This is a genomic window from Paenibacillus sp. 32O-W (genome assembly GCF_007679495.1).
GTDB classification, from domain to species: Bacteria; Bacillota; Bacilli; order Paenibacillales; family NBRC-103111; genus Paenibacillus_L; species Paenibacillus_L residui.
The window spans coordinates 51,429-76,898 of the sequence record NZ_VEGP01000015.1 but is presented as its reverse complement, the minus strand read 5'-3'; the positions used below and the strand labels follow the sequence as shown (position 1 = coordinate 76,898).

The 25,470-nt window shown below is 52.3% G+C and carries 23 protein-coding genes; 8 read left to right on the top strand and 15 right to left on the bottom strand.

The window, feature by feature from the left end; translation table 11 throughout:
* Positions 1-509: 509 nt before the first annotated feature.
* From folE to FS806_RS08520, 6 genes are all read right to left on the bottom strand, one after another.
* Positions 510-1,100: a GTP cyclohydrolase I FolE gene (gene folE / locus FS806_RS08545; RefSeq protein ID WP_144934490.1), complete on the bottom strand. Its 591-nt coding sequence runs from the start codon at positions 1,098-1,100 to the stop codon at positions 510-512.
* A 192-nt stretch (positions 1,101-1,292) separates the two neighbouring features.
* Entirely contained in the window at positions 1,293-1,499 is a 207-nt protein-coding gene (locus FS806_RS08540; protein ID WP_144934487.1) for a YneF family protein, read from the bottom strand.
* A 72-nt stretch (positions 1,500-1,571) separates the two neighbouring features.
* Positions 1,572-2,084: a methylated-DNA--[protein]-cysteine S-methyltransferase gene (locus FS806_RS08535; protein ID WP_144934484.1), complete on the bottom strand. Its 513-nt coding sequence runs from the start codon at positions 2,082-2,084 to the stop codon at positions 1,572-1,574.
* A gap of 30 nt (positions 2,085-2,114) precedes the next feature.
* Entirely contained in the window at positions 2,115-3,332 is a 1,218-nt protein-coding gene (queG, locus tag FS806_RS08530; protein ID WP_144934481.1) for a tRNA epoxyqueuosine(34) reductase QueG, read from the bottom strand.
* Positions 3,333-3,384: 52 nt separating this feature from the next.
* Positions 3,385-3,978 (bottom strand): signal peptidase I, encoded by a 594-nt coding sequence (gene lepB / locus FS806_RS08525; RefSeq protein ID WP_144934478.1) that lies wholly within the window; start codon positions 3,976-3,978, stop codon positions 3,385-3,387.
* Between the two features lie 630 nt (positions 3,979-4,608).
* Positions 4,609-5,031 (bottom strand): GNAT family N-acetyltransferase, encoded by a 423-nt coding sequence (locus FS806_RS08520; RefSeq protein ID WP_144934476.1) that lies wholly within the window; start codon positions 5,029-5,031, stop codon positions 4,609-4,611.
* 529 nt (positions 5,032-5,560) lie between these two features.
* Here FS806_RS08520 and FS806_RS08515 point away from each other — a divergent pair.
* From FS806_RS08515 to FS806_RS27070, 4 genes are all read left to right on the top strand, one after another.
* Complete coding sequence (locus FS806_RS08515; protein ID WP_144934473.1) at positions 5,561-6,175, top strand: superoxide dismutase; 615 nt, start codon at positions 5,561-5,563, stop codon at positions 6,173-6,175.
* A gap of 391 nt (positions 6,176-6,566) precedes the next feature.
* Positions 6,567-8,369, top strand: a complete 1,803-nt coding sequence (locus tag FS806_RS08510) for an ABC transporter ATP-binding protein (RefSeq protein ID WP_222126618.1) — start codon at positions 6,567-6,569, stop codon at positions 8,367-8,369.
* Positions 8,272-8,811: an ABC transporter transmembrane domain-containing protein gene (locus FS806_RS08505; RefSeq protein WP_313960571.1), complete on the top strand. Its 540-nt coding sequence runs from the start codon at positions 8,272-8,274 to the stop codon at positions 8,809-8,811. The genes FS806_RS08510 and FS806_RS08505 overlap by 98 nt, the downstream gene beginning before the upstream one ends.
* A complete protein-coding gene (locus FS806_RS27070) occupies positions 8,753-9,109 on the top strand; it encodes an ATP-binding cassette domain-containing protein (protein WP_144934545.1) in 357 nt (118 codons plus the stop codon). The genes FS806_RS08505 and FS806_RS27070 overlap by 59 nt, the downstream gene beginning before the upstream one ends.
* A 355-nt stretch (positions 9,110-9,464) precedes the next feature.
* On the opposite strand, the gene mutY is transcribed toward FS806_RS27070, so the two are convergent.
* Entirely contained in the window at positions 9,465-10,601 is a 1,137-nt protein-coding gene (gene mutY, locus FS806_RS08495) for an A/G-specific adenine glycosylase (RefSeq protein WP_370451719.1), read from the bottom strand.
* Positions 10,602-10,782: 181 nt separating this feature from the next.
* On the opposite strand from mutY, the gene FS806_RS08490 reads away from it, so the two are divergent.
* Together FS806_RS08490 and FS806_RS08485 are read left to right on the top strand one after the other, a co-directional pair.
* A complete protein-coding gene (locus FS806_RS08490; RefSeq protein WP_144934465.1) occupies positions 10,783-11,646 on the top strand; it encodes an AraC family transcriptional regulator in 864 nt (287 codons plus the stop codon).
* A gap of 651 nt (positions 11,647-12,297) precedes the next feature.
* Positions 12,298-12,861 carry a hypothetical protein gene (locus FS806_RS08485; RefSeq protein ID WP_144934463.1) on the top strand — a complete coding sequence of 188 codons (564 nt, stop codon included), beginning with the start codon at positions 12,298-12,300 and terminating at the stop codon, positions 12,859-12,861.
* A 12-nt stretch (positions 12,862-12,873) separates the two neighbouring features.
* Here the strand turns inward: FS806_RS08485 and FS806_RS08480 are convergent, their stop codons facing one another.
* The 6 genes from FS806_RS08480 to FS806_RS08455 all read right to left on the bottom strand — a co-directional run bounded on the left by FS806_RS08480 (position 12,874) and on the right by FS806_RS08455 (position 19,268).
* The gene (locus tag FS806_RS08480; RefSeq protein ID WP_144934461.1) at positions 12,874-13,968 is read right to left on the bottom strand and encodes a GerAB/ArcD/ProY family transporter; all 1,095 of its coding nucleotides are present in this window, start codon (positions 13,966-13,968) and stop codon (positions 12,874-12,876) included.
* A gap of 72 nt (positions 13,969-14,040) precedes the next feature.
* Positions 14,041-14,268, bottom strand: coding sequence for a hypothetical protein (locus FS806_RS08475; protein ID WP_144934459.1), 228 nt, complete (start codon positions 14,266-14,268; stop codon positions 14,041-14,043).
* Positions 14,265-14,924 (bottom strand): Ger(x)C family spore germination C-terminal domain-containing protein, encoded by a 660-nt coding sequence (locus FS806_RS08470; protein ID WP_144934457.1) that lies wholly within the window; start codon positions 14,922-14,924, stop codon positions 14,265-14,267. The genes FS806_RS08475 and FS806_RS08470 overlap by 4 nt, the downstream gene beginning before the upstream one ends.
* Entirely contained in the window at positions 14,924-15,469 is a 546-nt protein-coding gene (locus tag FS806_RS08465; RefSeq protein WP_144934455.1) for a Ger(x)C family spore germination protein, read from the bottom strand. The genes FS806_RS08470 and FS806_RS08465 overlap by 1 nt, the downstream gene beginning before the upstream one ends.
* On the bottom strand, positions 15,470-17,035 hold the full coding sequence (locus FS806_RS08460) for a spore germination protein (protein ID WP_144934453.1): 1,566 nt from the start codon (positions 17,033-17,035) through the stop codon (positions 15,470-15,472).
* A gap of 946 nt (positions 17,036-17,981) precedes the next feature.
* Positions 17,982-19,268, bottom strand: coding sequence for a sigma 54-interacting transcriptional regulator (locus FS806_RS08455; RefSeq protein WP_225312511.1), 1,287 nt, complete (start codon positions 19,266-19,268; stop codon positions 17,982-17,984).
* 225 nt (positions 19,269-19,493) lie between these two features.
* On the opposite strand from FS806_RS08455, the gene FS806_RS08450 reads away from it, so the two are divergent.
* Positions 19,494-20,414, top strand: a complete 921-nt coding sequence (locus FS806_RS08450; protein ID WP_144934451.1) for a proline dehydrogenase family protein — start codon at positions 19,494-19,496, stop codon at positions 20,412-20,414.
* Positions 20,415-20,457: 43 nt separating this feature from the next.
* Positions 20,458-22,005, top strand: a complete 1,548-nt coding sequence (pruA, locus tag FS806_RS08445) for an L-glutamate gamma-semialdehyde dehydrogenase (protein WP_144934449.1) — start codon at positions 20,458-20,460, stop codon at positions 22,003-22,005.
* Positions 22,006-22,141: 136 nt separating this feature from the next.
* Here pruA and glpK read toward each other — a convergent pair whose 3' ends face one another.
* Both glpK and FS806_RS08435 read right to left on the bottom strand, forming a co-directional pair.
* Positions 22,142-23,620, bottom strand: coding sequence for a glycerol kinase GlpK (gene glpK / locus FS806_RS08440; RefSeq protein WP_144934447.1), 1,479 nt, complete (start codon positions 23,618-23,620; stop codon positions 22,142-22,144).
* Between the two features lie 121 nt (positions 23,621-23,741).
* The gene (locus FS806_RS08435) at positions 23,742-25,418 is read right to left on the bottom strand and encodes a glycerol-3-phosphate dehydrogenase/oxidase (RefSeq protein WP_144934445.1); all 1,677 of its coding nucleotides are present in this window, start codon (positions 25,416-25,418) and stop codon (positions 23,742-23,744) included.
* Positions 25,419-25,470: the final 52 nt, after the last annotated feature.

The following is a 25,470-nucleotide window of genomic DNA, read 5'->3' as shown; positions in this document are numbered from 1 at the left end:
ACCAGATGACCTTATCCGCCCCACAAGGGCCTTTCGGACATTTTAACGGAACCAGATGGCCTTATTCCCAAGAAATGCCCGCGAAAGTAGGAGAATTCAATGAAATAAGCGCGTCTGGTTCCGTTAGCCTAAAAAAACCGCCTATTTTGACGAAATAGGGTTTCCCAGTTCCGTTACATTTTCGCTGTTTAACCTTTTTATGCCAATTAGAAAATTTGTTCCATTTTGTGCTTTAATGAAACTTAAACTTTCTAATGTGGTCAAAAAAAGCGAGTGTTAGTGGAATTTGACCACTAACCTCGCTCTTTTTTCGAAGTCATATACAATTTTCCGGTTAAGACTGTTTTTAGTCATGTGGAACCGACTCTATTAGACAGCTCCCCTAGCCGGGCAGAAATCGGATCTAACGCTATCTACAGAATAACAGCATCCTTCGCTGAACCCATCTCTGTGCCATTGTTCCAGAATAGCTCCCGGACTTCCATTGATCAACCGCTTAGTCCTTCAGCTCAGTCCTTCAGCAAGGACATGAACTCAGCCCTCAATGCGGCATCCTTCTGGAATACTCCTCTGATAGCCGAAGTGACGGTCTTGCTCTCCGGCTTCTTCACGCCGCGGGAACACATGCACAGGTGCTGTCCATCCACTACCACCATAACCCCGTGAGGCTCCAGCACTTCCACCATAGTGTCCGCTATATCCGCGGTAATACGTTCCTGCAGCTGCAGTCTTCGCGCTACCGCATCCACCAGTCTGGCCAGCTTGCTTAGGCCGGCTACTTTGCCGCTTGGAATATATCCGATATGGACTTTGCCGAAGAAGGGCGCCATATGGTGCTCGCAGGTGCTGTAGTAGACAATATCCTTGACGATGACCAATTCCTCATGCTTCTCATCGAACGTGACATCCAGAATTTCACGCAGATCCGCATGGTATCCGGCGAAAATCTCCTCATACATTCGGGTCACTCGGGCAGGCGTCTCCAGCAAGCCTTCGCGACGAGGGTCCTCTCCGATCAGACGAAGAATTTCCCGGATGTGGCCCTCTATCTCCTCACGGTGATCAGCCACTTTCTCATTCCTGTATTCCTGAAAAGCCATGTGCATAACCTCCATTTGCCCGACCACTGGATCTCGTACGTTGGACTACTTTCACCGTTCTTGGTCGTTGTCTTGGTTTGCCTCAATAGAATTATAAGGGGTGCATCCCGTACAGCTTATAATTCCATTTTGGCGATGAAACATCCATCAAACTCGGGTCGTAACCCACGAAATATTCGGATAAAGCTATCCTTATTTAAACTTCTGCTTTTTCATCATCTGTTGAACTTTTTGCATCTGTTGTTTGTTCATGTTGTAACCCATCTGCTTTGCCATCTTCTGCAGCATGTCCGGATTGCTCTGCATCTTCTCGATCTGCTTTCTCAAGTAGAAGACACCGGCAAAAAACCCTATGGCGATTCCGGCAATGAGGGTTATAATGGGGATGACATAGTTCATGGTGACACCTCGACCTCTAATTTTCTTTCTAACCTGATTAATGATAGCATGTCCGGGCTCTTGTGACAAACATTAACCGTTCCATCCTTCCAATTCCAGAAGAAATCGCTTAATCGGCAGCCCTCCGCCGTATCCGACCAATTCCCCGTTGGCTCCAATGACCCGGTGACAAGGAATAATAATCGACAACGGATTGTTGTGATTGGCCCCTCCTATCGCCCTTACCGCCTTAGGAGATCCGATTGCCTGACCGATCTGCAGGTAGGAGCGGGTTTCCCCGTAAGGAATTTGCCGCAGGGCATTCCATACCCGCAATTGAAAAGCGGTTCCGCGCAAGTCCAACGGAAGCCTGAAAGCCAGCCGCTTTCCTGCAAAATATTCCTCAAGCTGTTTTACCGTTTCCCTTAGTACTAGCTTGTCCGGAAAAATCGTCTCCGCCGAAAGCTTCTCCCGGCACCATTTCTGTAAGGTGCTCTCCACTTCGCTGTAGCGTCCGAATTCCAATCTGCATAATCCCTGTTCGGAGGCGCACAATACCAGCGGCCCGACCGGTGATTCCATCTCATCATAGAATGCCTGCGGCATACTGTACCTCCCCCTTGCCTTCGCATCGGCTCATTTTGCTGATTGCGGCTTGACTGCATGTTTTTCCTCGGCCCCAGGGTCAGCCGGCGCTGCCCATTTATCCAATGCCTTGTCCAGTTCCTCGCGGACCTTATCTTCGGTTTCCTTGTCCAACGCCTTAAGCACGGCATCCTTCGCTTCTTCTCCGGCAATTCTCCCCAACGACCATGCCGCCGTGGCCCGGATTTCCGGCCGGGGATCCTCCAGAAGCAGCTTGGACAGCAATGGGACGGCCGTCCGGTCCCGGAAATGCCCCAGCGCAATAACCGCATTCCTCTGAATCGGCTTCCTGCCTCTCCAGGAGGCGGCGCTTTGCCCGTATTTATCCTTGAATTCCCGGTTGCTCATCGTGAGCAGCGGCTTCAATAGCGGCTTCACCAGCTCGGGGTCGGGCTGCAGCTCCGGCTGATGCGTCCAATTCATTCCTTTATTTTTGGGACAGACGATTTGACAGGTATCGCAGCCGTATAGGCGATTTCCTATTTTCTCCTTGAATTCGTCCTCCACGTAGCCTTTGGTTTGAGTAATGAAGGAAATGCAGCGATTAGAATTCAACTGCCCGGGACCAACCAGCGCCCCCGTCGGGCAGGCATCGATACAGATCGTACAATCCCCGCACTCTTCCGTAATCGGCGTATCCGGGGGCAGAGGAAGATTCGTCACCATCTCGCCCAAATAAACCCAGGATCCCCATTCCGGAGTGATGATCGCGCAATTTTTGCCGCTCCAGCCGATTCCCGCCCGCTCGGATACAGCACGGTCCACCAAGGCTCCCGTATCCACCATGCTGACCATATGGGCTCCGTCTACCCGGCTGCGGATGAACTCCTCCAATCTGGCTAACCGGTCCCTCAGAACATGGTGATAGTCCGTTCCCCAGGCCGAACGAGAAATCATTCCCCGATAAGCCCCGGGCTCCGACCTCGGAGGATTATTCAGCTTGGACGGGTAAGCAATCGCAATCGCGATGATGGAACGCGGTTCATCGAGACTTCGATCAGGGTATACCCTTTTATCGATATCCGGCTCCTCGAAGCCCGATTCGTAGCCCTTCCTCCGGTGCTCCAGCAAAATATCCTTCAGCTCCAGGAACGGGTCTGCTGTAGTAAAGCCTATTTTGTCGATGCCAAGCTTAGGAGCGGCCTCCACGATTTCCTTCTTGAGCGCAAGCCATTCCTCTCTCCCCGCCGATCCTGTCAGCAGCTTCATTTTGCCTCACCTCTCTATGCTCCGGGGCTGCGAGCCTCCTAGTTTAAGAGACTCAGACTCCTCCAAACTTGTTCAATGGCCAAATAACCCAGACCGCCTTCCCCACCACGGCAGATTGAGCGATAGCGCCGAACGTCCGGCTATCCCGGCTGGCACTGCGCCGGCGGTTATCCCCGAGAACAAACAGATGACCCTCATTCACCTGATAGGGTCCGAAATCGCCATCTTCAATGGGGGAGCTGACATAATCCTCTTCCACCAATTGATCGTTCACATACAGCTTGCCAGACCGGATTTCGACCCAGTCTCCCGCTTCCGCAATAACGCGCTTAACGAGATAGTCCCTGCTGCCGCCTGTGGGAGCCGGATCCTTGAAGATCACAATATCCCCGTAGTGGGGTGCTGTAAAGCGGTAGATAATTCTATTGACAAACAGCCTCTCCCCATTCGACAGAGTCGGTTCCATGGAATGGCCGTCCACTATAGACTGGGAGAAGACGAACTGATTAACGATTACTACAACCAATAGAGCAACGGAGATAGACTTGATCCAATCCCACAATTCTGCCGCGAAGCTGCCGTGTGATTGTTCTCTCCTCTCCTTAATGGCCGGGTCTTTACACTCATTATCCAAGGCTGGGTTCATAAACCTGTCCTCCGACTTTCTTTCCATTTGGTCTATAAATACGGCAATAATGAAGCTTCCATTCCGTTTCCAAAGGAAAAGTGCCGCCGAAGCCTACAACAACTCTCTGCTTTATTTCTTGATGAGTAAGCCTTGGACGGCAGGTTTGCAAGCGTTAATCCTGTAAACCGCTTTCTCCCTGCGCTGTATGGACGAAACCTCCGTTTGCCGCAATATTATAACTTCATACACCTTATTATTCAGGAAGCGATAAATTTCCCTCTTTTATAGCTCCGGCATTCGCTGCAAGAGTTATCCGGCATCCGGAAATAAGCATCGCTTCTTATTAATCCCTGTTTTGAATATAGCATGATCCAACAGGTATAACCACCCTCGGCCGCTTCCATCATTATGACGCTGCAGCAAGGTCTTCCATACCTGCAAACCGCTTTTAAGCAAAAAATTTATCGAAGCATTCGAGGAAGCATGACATCATTTAATACACATTTTATCGCGAAATAGAATTCGATGTCGTTCATAGGAATCCGAAGCTATTCTATACGGCAAAATAAAGAAAGCATATCATCCTGCCATTAAAGGCTATCAGTGATATGCTTAATCGTCCATTTGTCTGCTGATTCGTGTATGTCTTTAACCGTTAACGATACGTAGGGGCTTCAGAGGCTTGAGAAAATCGCTCGCACTGTACCCTAAAGATCTGTACAAAGGAAGGACAGGTTCGTTGTGGGCATCGACGGTAACGACAATTTGGCTGACCTTGCGATGGATGAATCTCTGCTTCAGCGAATTGATCAATGCCTTTCCAACCCCTTTACCCCGATGATCGGGATGAACGGCGATCCGGTAATAATAGCCTTTATTATCATCAATCGTCCCAATAATCAGTCCAATGATTTCTTCTTCAATGGCGGCGACCAGCACCAATTGACTGTCCAATGACAACTGTCGGCTGAATGCCTTCTTGGTCTCTTTACAGCATTCCTCGGACAAGACTTCCTGCAAAAGTTGGGTTACCGGATAAAAATCAGATAAATGAAAGGAACGTACGATCATGTCTGTCTCCCCCGCAGCATTGGATTAAGTGATTCTATAACATCGGGACTAAACTAAGAGCTTGTTATATTATTTTACTACAAAAATCGTCAAAATCCTTCAAATTGTTAAAAAAAATTAATAAAAATTTCAGATTTCTCTTGAAAACGCTTTATTTCAAGCGCTTTCATCGATTTGATATCGTTTATTTTATTTGTACGACCATTCATCTTTTTTAAGAATAAAAAAAGGTAATTTTGTTCAACCTAATTAAAGCCGATTCGCAGTATGAACCATTGTAAAGTATTTATGTAATAGGATATGTAGCCTCTGTTTATTCAGTCAAATAATAAAATATAGTACACAAAAATGCTTCTTCAGGCAATGCCCGATTTTTTTTCATTTTGCATTTTTCACCTATTATATCTGTATGATAGTTCCAGGGCTGATTAAAACCGCTTCTACTTTAGATACATAAATGTTGATTTATTATCTTAAATATTGGATAATAAATAAAGAAACGAATTACATAATATTAGGAGGTTATATCATGGCACATCAATTACCAGCACTACCTTACCCTAACAATGCTCTGGAACCCCATATCGACGAGCAAACCATGATGATTCACCATGACCGCCACCACAATACCTACGTGACGAATTTGAATGCGGCATTGGAAAGCGCTCCTGAATTACAAAACAAAAGTGTGGAAGAATTAATTTCCGATTTGAACAGCGTGCCGGAATCAATCCGCACAGCGGTCCGCAATAACGGAGGAGGACATGCTAACCACTCCTTGTTCTGGGTAACGATCGGCCCTAACGGCGGAGGACAGCCTACCGGCGCTCTGGCCGATGCCATCAACAATGAACTCGGCGGCTTCGACAAGTTCAAGGAAGATTTCGCTAAAGCTGCTGCAACCCGTTTCGGCAGCGGTTGGGCTTGGCTGTCCGTCGACAAGGACGGCAAGCTTGAAGTAAGCAGCACTCCGAACCAGGACAGCCCGCTGATGGAAGGTAAAACTCCAATCCTCGGACTGGACGTATGGGAGCACGCTTATTATTTGAAATATCAAAACAAACGTCCGGATTACATCGCTGCATTCTGGAACGTTGTCAATTGGGACGAAGTAGGCAAGCGCTTCGAAGCTGCCAAGAAGTAAGGAACCAAGATTTATTGAATTAAAATTGCAAGCAGGCCCGGCATTATGCCGAGCCTGCTTTTATTTATGGTTTTACCGGAAGATCAAGAGCCGTGCCCTTTAAACGTCGTCCTTTCAGTCTCATCATTTCTGGAACCTATTTCTATTGGATGGTTTTTAAGTCGGTAAGGAATAGTATTGATCGCGTGATTTTAGGACGACAGCTATTTGTAAAACAAATTTTATGCAAACAAGAGAAAAATGGAGATTTCGCGAGTATCTGTTTTCTGAAAATGTGGACAACCCATGACACTTCGAACATTGGCAAAAGACGAACATTTGTTTTTCTCCGTTTGACACTTTAAACGCGCAATTGCTACCCTATTCATAATTTCCATTTATATGGAACGGAGTGATCGTTCAATTGCTGAAGTTTCCGGATTGGTTTATTTTTTTCGTTAAACAATTGACTCGTTCCAAGGGGGCAATCCTGTTTATCTCCCTACTTACCGCAATCGCTGTAGTATGCGGGACAGCCGCTCCTCTCCTCATTGGTCGACTAATGGACGGGGTCATGCTGCGCGGCGCCGAGGGAATGGTCAGAATCTCCCTTCTGTTATTGGGAGCCTTACTGCTGGCGGAGCTATGCGTCGCCCTTCGGGCCTATATATCCGCCAAGACGATGACCCGGCTTTCCTATGAGTTAACGGAAGAAACATTGGCTTCCGTACTTCACACTTCTGCCGATTTCTCCACGAAAACCTCTAGGGGTGAACTCCTTCAGCGATGTACCCAGGATACCAGGGTGATCCAGCAGTTTGGGTTGGCTACTCTTCCCGGCTTTGCACAAGAGCTTTTGCTGGCCTGTGCCGCGATAGCCGTCATCGCCCAATGGAATTGGACCCTTGCGATTGTCCTTCTGGCATCATACTTCATTCTGTTTATTCCAGTCCATATCTACGGCCGCAAAAGGGGCAACGCCAGACAAAAACTGGTCGCCCAAGACGCAAAGCTCCGCCAGAGCCTGCTGGAAAGACTGGATACGGTCAAGCAAATCAAATTATATGGAACCGAACGAAGGGAATATGAGGATTTCGCAACGGATCAGGGCAAATGGGCAGACCTCAAGTTTCAGGAGAATATTGTGGACAGCCTTTACAGAACCTTTCCCCGCATCCCTGATTCGTTGGCTCCGGCATTGGTTTTTTTGTTTGCGGGATGGCAGATGTTTAAGGGAGAAGCTTCCGTGGGGCAGTTAGTAACTATTCTCGCTTATATTCCGGCAATCAATGCTCCAGCACGCTCGTTTTTCGGACTGTATGTCAGTTTTGCCGATATTAAGGTGCGGATTCACGGAATAATAGAGTATTTGCGTCTGCCCGTCGAGTCAGGCAAGCAACCCGGTTTACGCCAGCTACCGGATTATCGGCAGCAGCCCATTTCATTTCATGATGTCCATGTTGCAGGGCCGCGAGGCGATTTGCTGCGCAATCTCAGCTTCACGATCCTGCCCGGCGAGCATGTCGCAATTGTCGGACCGAGCGGAGCCGGCAAAAGCACGCTGCTCCAGCTGCTGCTACGGCTGCGAGAACCATCGGCAGGCGAAATTAGGATTGGCGGTATCTCCATTCGCGAGCTGGACGCGACCCATCTCCGAAGCCGCATCGGATATATCATGCAGGAAGGCATATGGTTCCGGGATAGCTTATTCCGCAACTTAACCTATCTCGGGGATGCCGATCGGGGGACGTTGGATAAGTGGATGAAAGCATTCGGAGCGGAGGATATCGTGTCCAAACTGCCTTCCGGCTACGATTCCGAGATCGATTTCAACGGCAATCGCCTTTCCGGCGGACAACGACAGCTTATCAATCTGGTACGCACGATGGTGAAGGAACCCGACATACTGCTGCTCGATGAGGCGACCTCCGCTCTGGATCAAACTAGTGAATCCACCGTGTATCAAGCTTTGGAAGCCTGTGCAGGCAGCCTAACCCGGATTAATATCACCCATCGCTTGAGAGGAGCCGCCTTAGCTGATCGGATTCTCGTGCTGGACAAGGGAGAACTGGTAGAGGTAGGTACCCATGAACAGCTCCTGCGTCAACAGGGGCCGTATGCCAGAATGTGGCGACAAGAACAACATCTGCAGGCTGCGGATGCTCCACCGAGAGGAGGCGTTTCGGATGAACGAATCCCAGCCCTCACCCGATAGATGGCCGGCCGTTTCAGCTTATGCCAAGAAGAATCTTTTGCCCCACTGGCCAAACTTATTTCTGATTTTAATGAAAAATGTAATTGGCAGCCTGCTATACATGGTACCCCCCTTCCTGTCCAAATACATACTGGAAACCGTGTTTCCAGAGCAGAATTGGAATCTGCTCATCACCGTCACAATATGCATGGTAGCCGCACCGATTATAGGGAGCATGATGATTATACTGGAGGATGTGTGGGGACGATTCATGATTCGGCTGGCCGGCCGGGGAAGGGCGGATTTGTATAACGGGATTCAGCACCGCCCCCTCGGCTGGCTGCATAATAACAGGACAGGCGATTTGCTTACACGTATTCTGGACGACACACATTCCATAACGGATTTGGTTAACGGACATCTCGGCGCTGCAAATATCCGGCGGAGAACGACAGAGAATTAGTATTGCGCGTGCACTGCTGCGCAAACCGGCCATTCTTATCTTCGATGAGGCTACTTCTGCTCTAGATCAAGGGGCAGAACGAAGACTACTGAAGCAGATGATTAATGAGCTGAAGGGGGTAACGCTTCTCTTTATTACCCATCGCCTAGATGTTACTCAGCAATCCGACGAAGTCCTGGTGCTGCATGAAGGCCGTCTCGTCGACAGGGGTAGCCCCGAGGAGCTAAGGTCGCGTCCGGGTATTTATCGGGAGCTATGGGTGGAGCAACAAACACCTCTTACGGAGAAAAACTTCTGACGAAGCAGTTCAATAGAGGATCGAAACTGTGTGCCCTTCTGTACGATTATTCATACAAAAGCTGGACTTCACGGCGCACCCATGTCTAATTGTTCGATTTTACGTACAAACCGTTCTCTTTCACATCAGATCATCGCGTATTTGTATCTTTTTTACTATGGGGCGGATACGGGCGAGATAGATACTTTTTTTCAAAAAGCCTGACTTTTAACACTATTTCGCCTCACAATCCGCTGTTTCAACAGTCCCGGAAATCTATTTGATCTGCAAAGGACTGACAATGATTTTTGTCTTTAATACGCTTTTGGGACGCGACGTAATGTCAGTAGATACGCTAGAGCATCAAGCACACAGCTTAAGCTTGTTCTATTCCGACTTCAGCCAGAATGCGCAGGAACACATTCGGGAAGGCGTAGCGCTCCATCTCGCCGGCATCGAGCCAGCGATAATGGGGCGGCAGCCCGGCAGCCTCGAACCGGGGATCGAGACGGCACCGGTACACGGCCAGCTCCCAACGGATATGGCTGAAGATATGCTCCGCATCCATCAGCCACCGTTCCGGGAGCACCGTGACCCCGTCCGTCTCCGCCAGCCCGGCGCCGAGCGCCTCCATCTCCGCCCCCTGCTGCGCTGCCGCCGCCTTTCCTGCAGGCCGCTCGATCTCTATGTGGGGAAGCTCCCACATATTGGCGAGCAGGCCCTGGCGGGGCCGGCGGCGGATGAGCAGCTTGCCGGCGTGAGGGCCGCTGCCTTCGATCAGGGCAACGGCCCTCGCCTCGATGCGCGGCGGCTTCGCCTTCGTCTTGACCGGCAGCTCCTCCGCTTTCCCCTCCAGCCTGCCCCTGCACCGTTCCATAACCGGGCAGGTGAGGCAGTGAGGGGACCGCGGCGTGCATACGGTCGCGCCCAGCTCCATCAGCGCTTGATTGAAGCTGCCGGCCTCCCCTTCCGGGATCAGCTCCCGGGCCAGCTTCTCCATCTTCACGCGCGTAGGCCCTTTGGCAATGTCGTCCTCGATGTGGAAGAAGCGGGACAGCACCCTCATGACATTGCCATCCACCGCCGGCTCCGGCACATTATAGGCGATGCTGAGCACCGCCCCCGCCGTATACGGCCCTACTCCCTTCAGCGAGGAGAAGTCCTCCTTCCGGTCGGGAACCGTCCCTCCGTAGCGCTCATGCACCTCTCTTACGGCGGACTGCAAATTTCTCGCCCGCGAATAATAGCCGAGGCCTTCCCAGGCCTTCAGCACTTCCTCCTCCGGTGCGTGGGCCAGAGCCTCTACATCCGGGAACTTCTCCAGAAACCGGAAATAATACGGAATGACCGTATCCACCCGGGTCTGCTGCAGCATAACCTCGGATACCCAAATATGATAAGGGTCCGACGTTCTTCTCCAGGGCAAATCGCGCTTATTCCGGTCGTACCATTCCAGCAGACCGGCGGCAAAATAACGTCTGGTCTCTAACTCTTGCATTGTATTATCGTGCATTACGTCTCCTCTTTCCGCCAAAACCCGGTATAATAGTAGTAGATTATTTCTAATGTTCGAATTCCGTAGATACCCGGCGAGAACTTACTTCTGTCGGAGCAGTTGTAATCCGTTCCACACCATCTGCAAATGCGGCTCTCTACGAAATGCCTGCAAATTAAGACGATGGGATGTGCTAGACATGCTGACACCGGGCGAATTGGCCTCAGCTTTAAACAAGCTCGTATTCTCACCGCAATTGATTGGACATAACAAAACGGATGCGGATTGGCACCATAAACCCGGGCGAATCCGTCACCCTTCCATGTGGCTTATCGTTAAAGGCAAAGGGGTCTTCACTATTAACGGCACTCACTATCCGGCCGAGCCGGGGAAGCTGTTCTTCTTCAACCCCGATATGACCGTTGAGCGCAGGACAGACCCGCTCGATCCGTTGGAATATTACTTTATCCGCTATCATTACGCCGAATGCTTCCAGGATAAGGATGTCTGGAGCTTCAATACGGAGCAGGACCGTCCTTTTCCCCTGCAGGGCATGTATACGTTGAACAATCCCCCGCAGATGATCTATCTGCTGGAGCAGCTTGTCGTGCTCTGGAAAAGAAGGGGCCCGATTACCGCGATGCGCCGCAAAATCATGCTGCAGGAGCTTATGCTTAACATTATACTGGATTTTCGCTCCCAGAAAATCACGGGCAACACGACGGCTGCGATTGACAAAACGCAGGATTACATGAGCCGGCATTACCAGGAACCGTTCTCGCTGGAGCAGCTTGCCCAGATGGCCGGCCTCAGCGTCAGCCATTACTCCCGGCTGTTTAAGAAATATACGGGTTACAGCCCCATTGACTACTTGACCCATATTCGGGTGGACCGCGCCAAGGAATTGCTGGTCCTGTCGGATTACCGGCTGAAATCGATAGCGAACAGCGTCGGTTATTCGGACGAGTTTTATTTTAGCCGAATTTTCAAGAAAATTGAAGGCATCTCCCCCCGGGACTATGCCAAGAAGCACCGCAATGGTGGGGGTAAAAAAAACTCTTAACGAGGTTTTTTCGGAGATGAACAACCCGGTTCTAGAGGTAGCTTTTTATGCCAATAAGAATCTTTTTTTACACCGCCTTAACGCTGTAAAATTCTTATGTGGTAAAAAAAGCTCTTAACGAGGTTTTTTCGGAGATGAACAACCCGGTTCTAGAGGTTGTCCCAGCGGATGGTTAAGCATCGATGAAACGGTAACGGACATGAGAGACCCTATTTCGTCAATTTAGGCCGTTTTTTTAGACTAACGGAAATAGGCGCGCTTATTGCACAGAATTCTTCTACTTTCGCGAGTATTTCTTGAAAATAAGGTCATCTGGGTCCGTTAAAGTTACCAAAAGGCCATTCTGGGCTATTTAAGGTCCCCAGGATCCGTTATTGTCAAACCGCGCTTGGACACGTTATTCGACAACCATTTGAAGTCCGTTAAAATTACTGAAAGGCCCTTCCAGACCACCCTGAAGTCCGTTAAAGTTACCAAAAGGCCCTTCCAGACCATACCGCGCCCGCAGGTTTTTCACATGATCCTCCAAGGGAAGCGGGCGATTACTAGGGAAAGTCCCCCTGGAGGAATTGACTTGTAAACGGCTGCTGTAGTAAGCTAACGCTTGGACTTAGTCTGCAGGAGTCTACCAGAAAAGTGAGGGAATGGCTTATGTTACAGCACGATAACGATTGGAACCGGATACTGCGTACCTGTATTAAAGTTTCCGTTCCGTTAATTCCATTATTCTATATATGGGGAGCGCAGTGGTTGTTCAGCGCACTCCTCTGGCTGCGGGACTCCTGGAATCTGCCGTTCTGGGTTCAGCCGGCTTCCGCCGCCGTAGCCGCGATCATCAGCGTCATTCTGCTGTTCTCTTACAAGACCGATGGCGATCGCACCCGCGATACGAAGCTCGCCTTCAAAATGGCGCTTCCCGTATTTGTCCTGTTCGCTTCCCTATTGCTTCTGCTTTACTTGGAAGCAGTCAACGGGGTATTCGTTCATTTGGTCCGGGCACTTTTTCTATCCTTCTTCTATGTGCTGCTCGGCGTATTATTCAGCCGGTCGCTTGTTTATTTAGGACTGTGGCTCTTCGCACTGACGGCAGTCATCGGAAAATTCTACCTGGGCTTCTCCCCGTTCGTACTGGAATCGATGGGAGGACTTAGCCTGATCGTTTGCGGTTGGATTCTGCACAGCGTCGGAAGGAAGTACGCGAAGTCTGCTCATTAGGGGCCTGTTCCCCTAATGGCGCTTTTCGGCCAGCCATCTGCTCTTCAGCGAGTCGATGGCGTAGTAGAACAGCGGCACGCCCATGGCGGCCAGCCCGAACGTCATCGCCGCATTTTGCAAATAGTCGTTCAGTTCAATAGAGTCATGAGCCATCTGCTGCGATAAGCCGATCATCAGGGCACTCGCGGCAAACGCCAGAGGCCTCACGCTGTCGAGCCGGAGCAGCCGGGAGAGTACAAACACGGAAACATACAAGCACAGACAGACCTTGATATAAATACAAGTCGTCCATATCGCTACCAGCATCGGGTCAATATTTTCGAGAAAATCTCCGAAGCGTATGTAGCGCACCGCCTCCAACAAAGGGTACGTGAGATTGGTCGTCAGCTCGCTGCCAAACAGAAGCAGCGTTGGAACCTGCAGCATGAGAACGAAGAGAGTTCCCAGCAGCGCCGCCCCTGTTAAGCTGCGGAAGGTCCGCCCCGACTCCTTGAGCTTCGGGAAAAACAGGACCACCATCACCCATTCAGCATATAATGCGCAAACCATATAGGCCCCTTCCCAAATCTCCCTGACGTCAAAGCGGGTGAAGAAACCGATGGCCCGGTGCCCGTCCACCTGGTACCCCAGCATGGCGGTGGTAACGGCAATAGAGACTACAACAAGAATGAAGATCCCCTGCGCAAACCGGAAAATTACCTCAATGCCGGAACGGACGGCAAACGCCGCACTAATCCCCAGCATGCCGGAAACGACCCAATCGGGAGTGCCGGGTAAATAATTTTGCACCATAAAATCCTGGTATTCCCTCAGAACGAAAGCTGACAGTTGAAGCGCGAAAAAAACAATGACCAGCATTAACGGCACATGCAGCCAACGGCCCACAATTTCCCGGCCATAATCGGCCAAATAGCCATCCGGCCTTCTCTTCGCGAATGCAACGGACAAATAAATCCATCCCAGCCCGAGCGCGCCCCCGGCCAGCATGACCCATAGGGAACCGTATCCCGAAGCTTTGGCCAGCGGCCGGATCATAAATCCCGCAATGGAAGAATAGAAAAAAATAACGAACAGCATCACGATTTGGCTTTGAGTGATCCTCTCCATCCTCTACCTCCTGCCTGTAAAATGCCAATGCTGATCCAGTTCCTGCCCTGCTTATACCCGACCGGCTCATCCTCATTTCATTAATATCCAATCCTGAATCGGCTTCAGCCATGGAATCATATAAGAGCTAAGGCTTGGTAAGGTTTTATCGAAACTGACGGCAGCACTGTATATTAGAGCAAATCCTAGAATGCCGAAAACGATCCAATAGGTTCTCCGGCCTTCCTCCTTCTGCCGTAATTCCTTCCATTCCAGCCAGGCCGCCCCTCCGAACCCCAATAATAACACGGTGATAATCATGAGCCTCCTCCTTCCTGCTCTCCGTATTCCGCTCTTAAAGGATCCTGCTCTCCCCCCGCCCTCTTGATATAGGGGTCAATTTCCAATTCCAGCCGGGCATGCTCGGCGTAATAGTGCTGCCATTTTTCTTTGATAGACGCGAAGCGCTTGGGATACCGGAGCTCGACTCTCTCCCCCAGCTTATAAAAATCGGCTTTATGACGGAGGGATTCATCGAAAGCCTTGCGGATTATCCTTTCCACCTCTTCCTTGAGCGCGGTTCGCAGCTTGGCGATATTGGCGGGATCGGTGATTCTTAGATTGGAATCGGAAGCCAGAACTTGAGCCTGCAGGGTTATTTTCATTTTAAAAACGAGATCGTCCTTATCCCAGACCGGCCTTATCCGGGAACGGCTTTTGATTATGTCGAAGGTCACGGGTCTTTCGTCGGAAGGGGAGGACGCCTTGACAATCGTGGACTTCATCCGGTTCATTATCCATAGGGCCCCTTCGGTTTGCTCCGCCCCCATCTGCCCGACCCATTTATAGTTCTTGATCAAAGCCGCCCCTTCCGTTCCGACCCATTCGCCTATTTTATTTTTTTCGCTGGCCAGGTTTTCCTTACGAGACAACAGCAAGCCCATAGTTAAACTGCCGCCATAAGGCTGGACACCCATCAGATCTCGAAGAGTGCGTTTAAAGTCATCCTTCTTCTTGCAAACTCCCTCAGCACCTCGCTCGGAAAACGTTCGAAAACGGCCGACATCCGCGGGATCTTCTCCGCTTCTTCCTTGGCAACGAATAAGTATGTTTTTAATTGGATGTGAGGAAGACGGCCAAGGTACTCCATCAGCGGCTGCATTCCTTGCTTTGCATATTGGCTGCTGACTACAATAATGCGGTTGCTCCCCCAATTGATCTCGCGGGAAAGATCGTTCTGAATCTTCCGGATGGCCTCGGCGATCGTCTTCCCTTCTTTGGTCATATGGGTATAGGGGTTGCCGTCATTGGACACACCGCCGGACTGGCCCTGCACCAGCCGGTTGGGAAGCGGAAAGCCCAACGACACCCGGACCTGCCCATTCCCGGCATCATCAACATACATGGATGTCACGAAAGCTCTGTCGTTGATCTCAATACGCGACCAGCAGCCGGTGGTCAACAGCATGCAAACCGACAGGACCGAGGACAGGCGAATCGTTCTGCTCAAGAGGCGGTTCATCTATTCCTCCTTCCTTTCCATTCGATTGACATATTGCAGTCGTTCTTTATTGGGAGACCCGGCGTAATATTCAGGCCTTCTCCTCATCCGCCACCAAGGAGCCCTGACGAATACGTCAGCGGCATCCTGACCCTTCATCGGAGCTATCGGGGATAAATAAGGAGTACCGAAAGAACGCAAAGTGATCAGATGAAGATAAATCAGGATCAAACCGATGACGATTCCGAACAAGCCGAGGACGCTGGCCAGAATCATGATCGGAAACCGCAGGAAGCGAAGCGTCAGCCCCAGATCGAAATGGGGAATGACGAAGGAGGCTACTCCCGTGAGCGACACAATGATAACCATCGGCGCGGCCACAATGCCTGCCTGAACCGCTGCCTGTCCGATGACCAGCCCTCCGAGAATGGAAACCGCCTGCCCAATTGGCTTCGGAATCCGCAGCCCGGCCTCCCTCAAGCCTTCGAAGGTCAGCTCCATCAGGAAGGCCTCCACCACCGCCGGAAAAGGAACCACATCCCTGGCAGCCGCCACACTGATTAATAAATTCGCAGGCAGTGTCTCCGGATGGAAGGTGGTAATAGCGATATAAAGGGAGGGAAGGAGAAGTGAGGCGATCATCAAGCCGTAACGAATCCACCGGATCCAACTGGCGGCATAGAACCGCTGATAATAATCTTCGGCGGACTGCAGCATGGCGAACATCGTCACGGGAGCAATCAGCGGATTCGGCGTTCCGTCTACGAAAATGACAACCCGTCCTTCCAGCAGAGCGGCGGCGGCCGTATCCGGCCTTTCGGTATACTGAAGCTGGGGGAATGGCGATGAAGGGCTATCCTCCAGATATTCCTCCACATAGCTCGTATCGAGGACTCCGTCAATGACGATCCGGGACAGCCTCAGCTTCACTTCGTCCACCAGCTTCTCCGTACAGACTCCTTCCAGATACGTGACGACAACATCCGTTTGCGTATAACTGCCGATCTGGTATCGCTCCATTTTTAAGTAAGGACTCTTGATGCGCCGCCGCAGCAGAGTCAAATTCGTCTCCAGATGCTCCACAAAGCCTTCCCGCGGCCCCCGGATGACGGTCTCGTTCTTGGCTTCCTCGATCGCTCTTTTTTCTATCAGAACATATGGAAAAGAAACCATTCTCTCTTCTCCATCTATCAGCAGAAGGATGTTGCCGTCCAGAACTGCGTTCAAACCTTCCTTCAACCGATGGATGGCGGAATAAGAGGCTGCGGGCAGAATGGTATGCTCGAAGATTCGCACATGCAGCGGATGCTCCCCGGGAGGCGACGTGAGCGGCTGCAGCACGAATTGCTGGAATAAATCGAAATCCACCATCCCGCGCAAATAGATACAGACGCAGGAACGTTCGTCAGGCATCGCGGTGAAGGGATGAAATACCGCATCAAAGCAGCGTTCCAGCATCCCTTGGAACCAGGCCAGTCGGGGCTCCAAAGCAGGACCGAGCCCTTCGGGTTCCTCTACTCCCTGCATGCCTATCCAATCCCGTTCTGGAATGATCGGCTGTTTATGGACCAAGTCTCTTTTTCTCATTGCACATCCTCTCAGAATAACGTTTTTCTTCGTTTATCTACTATGGAGCGTACACCGATGTTTTATTCACGGCCTTTCATAGGAACTTCCAGTATTTTATGCGGTCCCGGCGGCTTACCGGCAGGCAATAAACAAGCCGGCGCCTGCCTTCAAGAGCAGACCCCGGCCCATTTTTTATATGGAATCGAAGGAAATTATTACAAGCCTTTCTTAATTAATACTAGATTGATTCTTCAGAGGGAAACCCTAGTGGATTTCTTGGCCAGCTTGCTAATCTCGTTCAGCTAAGTCGCTATCTCGGGCGGAAATGACCCTTATCTTGAAATTAGCCATCTGTTTTCTTAATCTGATGCCGCAGTGTCATGGGTTTCATGGGTTCATTCAGTGTCATGGGTGTTGCGGTGTCATGCGGTTGAACTACTTCTATCAGTCTACTCGCAGAAAATGACAACTAAGTGGATTTTATACAGTTAGTTTGTACCTTTTTGGAGGAAAAACGAAATCTAACTGGAAAAACTCCAGTTATTTCCCGCAATTAGGGCGAGGATCCCCAAAATCATCGATTTTAAATGGAGTTTTTCCATTTACTTTCATCGCTTTTCTCGATCCGCTTCAATTTACCTGCATAAAATCCAGTTAGACGCTCCATTCCGTTTGCACGTCACCAGCAGAAAATGAAAATAGACGGATTTTCAAGGCAGATCTCAGGTAAAAAGACCACGAAGAGTAAGCATAACAAGCAAGGCTCCCGATCCGATCCGGGTTTTTGCCGCGGAATTACCCTGCTTGAGGCCGCCCCGAGAGATTCATGGCACAGTATTCTCAGCAACCAGGCTTATCCATAAGTCGGGCTCTCTTAAATAAGCCTTTCCCGGCACGCTTCGTGAAGATGCATGGCGATTGGTCGGCTTCTATGAAAACTCCCGTGGGCGGCACCCATCTGCACCTATTCCAACCCGTATTGCTTCAACTTATAGTAGAGGGCTCCCCGGGAGATTTGCAGCATGCGCGCGGCTTTGGCCTTGTTTCCGTTCGCCCGCTCGAGCGTCTCGGCAATGCGGGCTCGTTCCCACTCGCCGGAATGGACGCTGAGGGGGAGATCCGGCTCCGTCAGCTCATTCAAAGTCCTCAAGCGGGCATATTCCGGCAGTTGAGCGGACGTCACAGTGCCGGATCCGCTTGCCGCCGCTACGGCGTACTCCATCGCATTCCGCAACTGCGACAGGTTGCCCGGCCAATCGTACGCCAACACCGCCGCCAGTGCGTCCGGCGCAAGCTCCGGCCCGGTCATGCCTGCCTTGGAGGCCGCCTGATCCAGGAAAAGCCGGCACAGCTCCGGCAGGTCCTGCTTCCGCTCGCGCAGCGGCGGAACCGTGTAGAGCTGGAAGGCGTACCGCAAAGAAGGCAGCAAGCGGCCCGCCTCTTCCCCGGCGGCTTGAGGACCGACGGACCCGCATATTCTGCACTGCAGCGGAACGGATGCCGTGCCGCCCAGACGCTCGAAGCGGGACGTGCGCAGCATTGCCGCCAGCTTCTCCTGCATCGCCGGAGGCAGTGCGTCCATGTCTTTCAGGTAGAGGGTGCCCTCCGCTGCCAGATCCAGCTTCCCGGGCCGCTCTTCTTCTCCCTGATAGCCGAACAATTCCGCCTCCAGCATTCCTTCCGGAACGGTGCCGCAGCTCACCATCACGAAGCGGCCGGAGCGGCCGGCGCTTCGGTGCAGCCATTCGGCCATCGATGTGCGGCCCACTCCCCCCTCTCCGCCAAGGAGCAGCGGCTGCCCCAGGGAAAATACCGTCTTCACCCGCTGAAGCAGCCCGGCGGGAAAGACCGCGGGCAGCAGCGGTTGGCCTTCCGGATGATGATACATTTCCGCGCTTAATTTCACATAAGAGGATACGTCGCGTTCGATGGACAAGGCTCCGATCGTCTTCCCCGCCGCATCCGCGATCGGGGCCGCGTTGATCATGACATGCATGCCCGGCCGCGGCTCGTGATAGACCTGATACACGGCACGGCCGCTCTCCATAACCTGAAAGAGCATGATCGATTCCCTCTGGAAGAAATCCCCTATCTTGCGTCCGATAATATCTTTACCATTGATTCCATACGTCTCTTCGGCAACCCGATTCCAATATAATACCGTCCCCTCATTGTCTATGACGGTTACGGCGTCATTCATTGCGCCAAGCAAGCCGCTCAGCACGGCTTCCATCACTTCTGACCGGCTCATCGTTCATCTCCAAGCATTCGATTTTTCTTAGATTATGGCAAAACCGCCACCAGATTGCAATGAGAAAACAATCACTAGCCGGGCAACCTTGGGACTTCGCCCTTTTTCCGTTCCAGACTCAGGAAAGTGTTTACATTTCCAATTTTTTGTGTTTATATTTAATCATAAATATAAAATATGTTTAAGTTTTATACACTTTTACCCGTAAGAAGGGAAGATGCGCGGATGGAAAGCTTATTGAGGAATGGTTTGTTATTTCTGTCTAAAAATCGCCTCGCCAACCGTGCCGCGAAGAAGTACGGCTTGCGATTCGGCGCCCGCCGCTTCGTCGCCGGCGAGCAGATTGAGGATGCCATCGCAGTGGTTCGGGAACTCAATGAAGCGGGGATTGAGGCCACATTGGATCATTTGGGCGAATTCATTCTAACAGAGGAAGAAGCGCTGGAATCGACCCAATTCTGCATACGAACGCTGCAGGAAATTGAGAGGAGCGGTGTTCGTTCGAACCTCTCCCTCAAGATGACCCAGCTCGGGCTGGATCTGTCCCGGGAGCTGTGCATGCGCAATATGCGGGCCATCCTGGACACCGCCGCCGCCTGCGGCAACTTCGTGCGCATCGATATGGAGGATTACGCCCATAATGAGGCCTCCATCGATATTTTCTGCGAGCTGCGCGAGGAATACGGCGACACGGTCGGTCTTGTCATTCAGGCTTACCTGTACAAGAGCGCGGACGACATCGACAGGCTGCACCGGTTCCGGCCGAATCTGCGGCTCGTGAAGGGCGCCTACAAGGAATCGCCGGACGTCGCCTACCCGAATAAGGCAGACGTTGACCGCAATTTCATCCGGATCATCGAGCAGCATCTCGGCAATGGTGACTATGCCGCTATTGCCACCCATGATGATGCCATCATTCAGCATGTCAAGCACTTCGTCGAAGAGCGCCAAATCCCGCGAAGCCAATTTGAATTTCAGATGCTCTACGGCATTCGCACCCAGGCGCAGCACGATCTCGCAAATGAAGGATATAAGATGCGGGTATACGTTCCATTCGGGAACGATTGGTATGGCTATTTCATGCGCCGCTTGGCGGAACGGCCGGCGAACGTAGGTTTTGTGCTGAAGTCTCTCTTCAAATCGTAGGTATTATTCATATTTCATAATAATCATATTGGAGGGATTGGGTATGACGATGGTGGAATACCGCAACGAACCGTTTACCGATTTCAAGCAGGAACATAATCGGCAGGCGATGCTTGCCGCGCTGGAGAGCGTCCGTGCCCGGTTGGGGCGCACCTATCCGCTTCGTATCAACGGCCGGAAGATCATGACCGACAGAAGCATCGTATCCGTCAACCCCGGGCGAGTCAAACAGATCGTCGGCTATGTCGCCCAGGCCGATGCCCATCTGGCGAACCAGGCGATTGCCGCTGCGGATGCCGCGTTCCGGGATTGGCAGCATGTCGCCCCGGAGGTTCGGGCGGGCTATTTGTTCAAGGCGGCCGCTCTCATCCGCCGGCGCAAGTTCGAGTTCTCCGCCTGGCTTGTGTATGAAGTCGGGAAGAATTGGGCCGAAGCGGATGCCGACGTCGCCGAGGCGATCGACTTCCTGGAGTTCTACGGCCGGGAGATGATCCGCCTCGCCCAGCCGCAGCCGTTGACTCCGCTTCCGGGCGAGGACAATCGGCTGACCTACATCCCGCTCGGCGTCGGCGTCGTCATACCGCCATGGAATTTCCCGCTCGCCATCATGGCCGGTATGACCTGCGCCGCTCTCGTCGCCGGCAATACGGTCGTGCTCAAGCCGGCTTCGGCATCGCCGGTCATTGCAGCCCAATTCGTCGAGCTGATGGAAGAAGCCGGGCTGCCGGCCGGCGTGCTGAATTTCGTCCCCGGCTCCGGAGGAGAGATCGGCGACCTGCTCGTAGATCATCCGCGCACCCGCTTCGTCTCGTTCACGGGCTCTCGCGATGTCGGATTGCGGATTAACGAGCGGATTGCGCGCCCGGCGGCAGGCCAGATCTGGATCAAGCGGCTGATCGCCGAGATGGGCGGCAAGGACGGCATTGTCGTGGACAGCAGCGCCGATCCTGCGGAGGCTGCGGACGCGATCGTCGCATCCGCCTTCGGCTTCCAGGGGCAGAAGTGCTCCGCCGGCTCCCGCGCCATCATCCATCAGGATCTGTATGAAGAGGTGCTCCGGCATATCGTCGAGAAGACGAAGCAATTAACCGTCGGCCTGCCGGAAGAAAACCATCCGATCGGACCGGTTATCGATGAGAGCGCCTATAACAAAATTCGGGAATACATGGATATCGGTGCGGGGGAAGGGCACCTGGTTGCCGGAGGAGACATCGCGGAAGGCGACGGCTACTATTTGCAGCCGACCGTAATCGCGGACGTACTGCCGAATGCCCGCATCATGCAGGAGGAGATTTTCGGCCCGGTGCTTGCCGTCTGCAAGGCGGATGATTTCAAGCAGTCGGTCGATATATTCAACAATACCGAGTATGGCCTGACCGGATCGGTGTTCAGCCGGAACCGCGAGCATCTGGAATACGCCCGGCGCCATATGCACTGCGGCAACCTATACTTCAACCGCAAATGCACCGGCGCGCTCGTCGGCGTCCATCCGTTCGGCGGATTCAATATGTCCGGTACCGACTCCAAAGCGGGCGGGCGCGATTACCTGCTCTTGTTCACCCAAGCGAAGCTTGTTTCTGAGAAATGGTAATACCGCCGGAAGTGTTGACAAAGAAAAATCCCGGGACAAAGGCCCCTTGCCGCCTCTGTCCCGGGCTCCTGTCGCCGTCCCCTAATCGCGCTCTTACAAGGGGACGGCGTCCATATAATTTATGATTGCCGTGCCGTCAGCCGACTTGATAGGCAACCGCCTTCTTCCAGCCGGCAAATTTGTCCTGACGTTCTTCTTCCCCCATCTTGGGAACGAAATGTCCGTCCTGGGCGCAAATTGATTTCAATTCCTCTTTATCCTTCCATAAGCCTACGGCCAGGCCGGCCAGGAATGCGGCGCCCAACGCGGTGGTTTCCTGCACCTTGGGCCGCAAGACCTCTGTTCCGATAATGTCCGCCTGGAATTGCATCAGGAAGTTATTTTGCACCGCACCGCCATCCACCTTAAGCTGCTGCAGGCTGATGCCGGACTCCTCTTCCATGACGCTCAGCACTTCCGCCGACTGATAGGCAATGGCTTCCAGCGCCGCACGAATCAAATGCGCCCTCTCCGTTCCCCGGCTTAATCCCGTAATCATGCCCCTGGCGTGAGGATTCCAGTAAGGGGTTCCCAGGCCGGTGAAGGCCGGTACGAAGTAAACGCCGTTCGTATCCGGAACGGACATTGCCGCTTGCTCACTGTCGGAGGCCCGTTCCACGATCCCCAAACCGTCGCGCAGCCATTGAATGACCGCCCCGGCCGTGAAGACGCTTCCTTCCAGCGCATATTCAATTTGCCCGTCGATTTCCCAAGCCACGGTAGTGAGCAGACCTCTGCGGGAAGCAATAGGCTTCGGACCGGTATTCATGAGCATAAAGCAACCGGTTCCGTAAGTATTCTTAGCCATTCCTGCGGAATAACACGCCTGACCGAACAGCGCCGCTTGCTGATCGCCAGCCGCTCCCGCAATAGGAATGTCGATCCCGTCTCCCAGCAAAGAAGTATAGCCATATACCTCACTGGACGATTTCACTTCAGGCAGCATGCTGCGAGGAATAGACAGGCGCTGCAGGATTTCATCATCCCAATCCCGTTCATGAATGTTAAACAGCATGGTCCGGGATGCATTCGATATGTCCGTAACGTGAATCTTCCCCCCGGTCAAATTCCAGATGAGCCAGCTATCGATCGTCCCGAACAACGCTTGGCCGGAATCAGCCTTCTCCCGGATGTGCGGATGATTCATCAGCAGCCATTGCAGCTTGGTGCCCGAGAAATACGGATCGGTCACAAGCCCCGTCTTCTGGCGGATTTTCTCCTCCCATCCATCCGCTTTCAACTGATCGCATAGATCGGCCGTCCTCCGGCACTGCCAGACGATGGCCCGATGTAAAGGCTTCCCGGTTTCCCGATCCCAAACAACAGTGGTTTCCCGTTGGTTCGTAATCCCGATACCGGCAATATCTTCCGCCTTCACCTGAGCAGCGGCATCCCGCATAACCTCCAGCTGCACCCGCCATATTTCTTCCGCATCATGCTCTATCCAACCCGTCTGCGGAAAATGCTGGGTAAACTCCTTCTGAGCCATGGCCACCCCTTGCCCCGAACGGTCGAAGAGAATAGCCCTGCAGCTTGTCGTCCCCTGATCCAGCGCTAGAATATATTGTTTCGGCATTGTACCCCTCCCGCTTTCGAAAAAAAAGATCATGAATTCCTATATATCCATTCTAACATACTTCAAGCCGGTCAAGGGCTGGCAAACCTTGCAGCCAGCCCCGTCCGGGCCTCTGTCCTTCTTACTGTCCAGGATAGGATTTGGCAGGAACCGCCCGTACCGTTTCGAACGCTTTGTTCAACCGCTCTCTCTGCCGTTCGGTCTCCGCTTCGTCCCAAGCCAGGCGATCGACCATAATATGAAGCACCGATTCGCTGATTTCCCGGGCGCGTTTCACGTTAAAGAACATCAATCCGGTGCGCCGGACGATAAAATCAACAGCCGATGCGGCCATCTCATGCTCGATGCAGTAATGCACCTCGGCAATGAGCGCCTTCTGCTCCACATCTAGCGCAGCTTCCTTCTCCCACTCGCGGATTTTGTTATAAATGACAGGAGTGTTGGAGCCATAACGGGAATACAGATAAGCGGCCGTTTCCCGCGCCAATCCGAGCCCCTCTCCTTCCCGGATAATCCGCTCCTTGTATTCCTCGTAGCTTACGCCGCCGGTTTCCCCGCCGCTGATGACCTCCTGATCCGTACTGCATGGAGGGTAGCTGGTCCCTTCCTCTGCGCCAAGCTGCTTGGCGACCAGATCGACCACCTTCTCCGCCATCTTGCGGAAGCCGGTCAGTTTACCGCCGGCAATCGTAATAAGACCCGATTCGGCTACAAAAATTTCGTCCTTCCGGGATACCTCGGACGGCTTCTTCCCATCTTCGTGGATAAGCGGGCGGAGACCGGACCACATCGACTCGACGTCCGAAGCCTTCAGCTTCACGTTTCGGAACGCGGCATTCACTGCATCGATCAAGTAATCGCGGTCGGCATCCGTTGTCCGCGGCTCTTCAATGGCATCCTTGTAGAACGTGTCCGTCGTTCCAATATATGTCTTACCGTCCCGGGGAATGACGAAGATCATCCGGCCGTCGGGAACATCGAAATAGGCCGCCTGCCGAATGGGAAGCTTCGAATAATCGACGACCAGGTGCACTCCTTTGGTCAGCAGCATTCTCTTGCCGACGATGGCATGGTCCTTTTCTCTGACCTTATCCACCCAAGGCCCGGCTGCGTTCACGATTTTCTTCGCATACAGATCGTAGCTCTCTCCGGTTAATTGATCGGTTACCCTGACGCCCACCACTTTGCCGTTGTCATACAGGAATTGTTCCGCTTTCGCATAATTGACCAGCTTCGCCCCGTTCCGGTTGGCGCATTTGGCAATTTCCATCGTCAGCCGGGCGTCGTCCGTCCGGTATTCGTAATAGTATCCCGAGCCTTTCAGCCCTTCTGTCTTGAACAGAGGCTCGATCTCCATCGTTTTCTCCCGGTTGAACATTTTGCGGCGTTCTTTTCTCTTCACTCCCGCCAGCAAATCATAGACGTACAACCCGACGGAGGAGGCCAGGTAACCATAAGTGCCTCCTTTATAAACGGGGAGCAGCATCGGAGCGGGAATAACGATATGCGGCGCATTGCGGTGCAGAAGCGCCCGTTCCCTGCCGACCTCCATGACCAGCTTAACCTCACCCTGCTTCAAATACCGCAGCCCGCCGTGAACCAGCTTCGTGGAACGGCTGCTCGTTCCCCATGCGAAATCGTTCATTTCGACCAGCGCTGTTTTCAAGCCCCGCCGGCTGGCGTCCCAAGCTGTGCCCACACCGGTAATCCCTCCGCCGATAATCAGCACGTCCTGCTTCTCCGCCTGCATCGCTTCCAGAATTTCCGAACGTTTCAATGCCGAAAATGTTTGACTCATCGCTGTATTTCCCCCTTTGTTCTCTATTATTTGCGGAGCGGAGAAAATACAA

Coding starts and splice junctions, on each gene's coding strand:
- folE (WP_144934490.1), bottom strand. CDS start 1,100: ATGGCTTTTCAGGAATACAGGAATGAGAAAGTGGCTGATCACCGTGAG.
- FS806_RS08540 (WP_144934487.1), bottom strand. CDS start 1,499: ATGAACTATGTCATCCCCATTATAACCCTCATTGCCGGAATCGCCATA.
- FS806_RS08535 (WP_144934484.1), bottom strand. CDS start 2,084: ATGCCGCAGGCATTCTATGATGAGATGGAATCACCGGTCGGGCCGCTG.
- queG (WP_144934481.1), bottom strand. CDS start 3,332: ATGAAGCTGCTGACAGGATCGGCGGGGAGAGAGGAATGGCTTGCGCTC.
- lepB (WP_144934478.1), bottom strand. CDS start 3,978: ATGAACCCAGCCTTGGATAATGAGTGTAAAGACCCGGCCATTAAGGAG.
- FS806_RS08520 (WP_144934476.1), bottom strand. CDS start 5,031: ATGATCGTACGTTCCTTTCATTTATCTGATTTTTATCCGGTAACCCAA.
- FS806_RS08515 (WP_144934473.1), top strand. CDS start 5,561: ATGGCACATCAATTACCAGCACTACCTTACCCTAACAATGCTCTGGAA.
- FS806_RS08505 (WP_313960571.1), top strand. CDS start 8,272: ATGCCAGAATGTGGCGACAAGAACAACATCTGCAGGCTGCGGATGCTC.
- mutY (WP_370451719.1), bottom strand. CDS start 10,601: ATGCACGATAATACAATGCAAGAGTTAGAGACCAGACGTTATTTTGCC.
- FS806_RS08490 (WP_144934465.1), top strand. CDS start 10,783: ATGCTGACACCGGGCGAATTGGCCTCAGCTTTAAACAAGCTCGTATTC.
- FS806_RS08485 (WP_144934463.1), top strand. CDS start 12,298: ATGTTACAGCACGATAACGATTGGAACCGGATACTGCGTACCTGTATT.
- FS806_RS08480 (WP_144934461.1), bottom strand. CDS start 13,968: ATGGAGAGGATCACTCAAAGCCAAATCGTGATGCTGTTCGTTATTTTT.
- FS806_RS08475 (WP_144934459.1), bottom strand. CDS start 14,268: ATGATTATCACCGTGTTATTATTGGGGTTCGGAGGGGCGGCCTGGCTG.
- FS806_RS08470 (WP_144934457.1), bottom strand. CDS start 14,924: ATGGGTGTCCAGCCTTATGGCGGCAGTTTAACTATGGGCTTGCTGTTG.
- FS806_RS08465 (WP_144934455.1), bottom strand. CDS start 15,469: ATGAACCGCCTCTTGAGCAGAACGATTCGCCTGTCCTCGGTCCTGTCG.
- FS806_RS08460 (WP_144934453.1), bottom strand. CDS start 17,035: ATGAGAAAAAGAGACTTGGTCCATAAACAGCCGATCATTCCAGAACGG.
- FS806_RS08455 (WP_225312511.1), bottom strand. CDS start 19,268: ATGAGCCGGTCAGAAGTGATGGAAGCCGTGCTGAGCGGCTTGCTTGGC.
- FS806_RS08450 (WP_144934451.1), top strand. CDS start 19,494: ATGGAAAGCTTATTGAGGAATGGTTTGTTATTTCTGTCTAAAAATCGC.
- pruA (WP_144934449.1), top strand. CDS start 20,458: ATGACGATGGTGGAATACCGCAACGAACCGTTTACCGATTTCAAGCAG.
- glpK (WP_144934447.1), bottom strand. CDS start 23,620: ATGCCGAAACAATATATTCTAGCGCTGGATCAGGGGACGACAAGCTGC.
- FS806_RS08435 (WP_144934445.1), bottom strand. CDS start 25,418: ATGAGTCAAACATTTTCGGCATTGAAACGTTCGGAAATTCTGGAAGCG.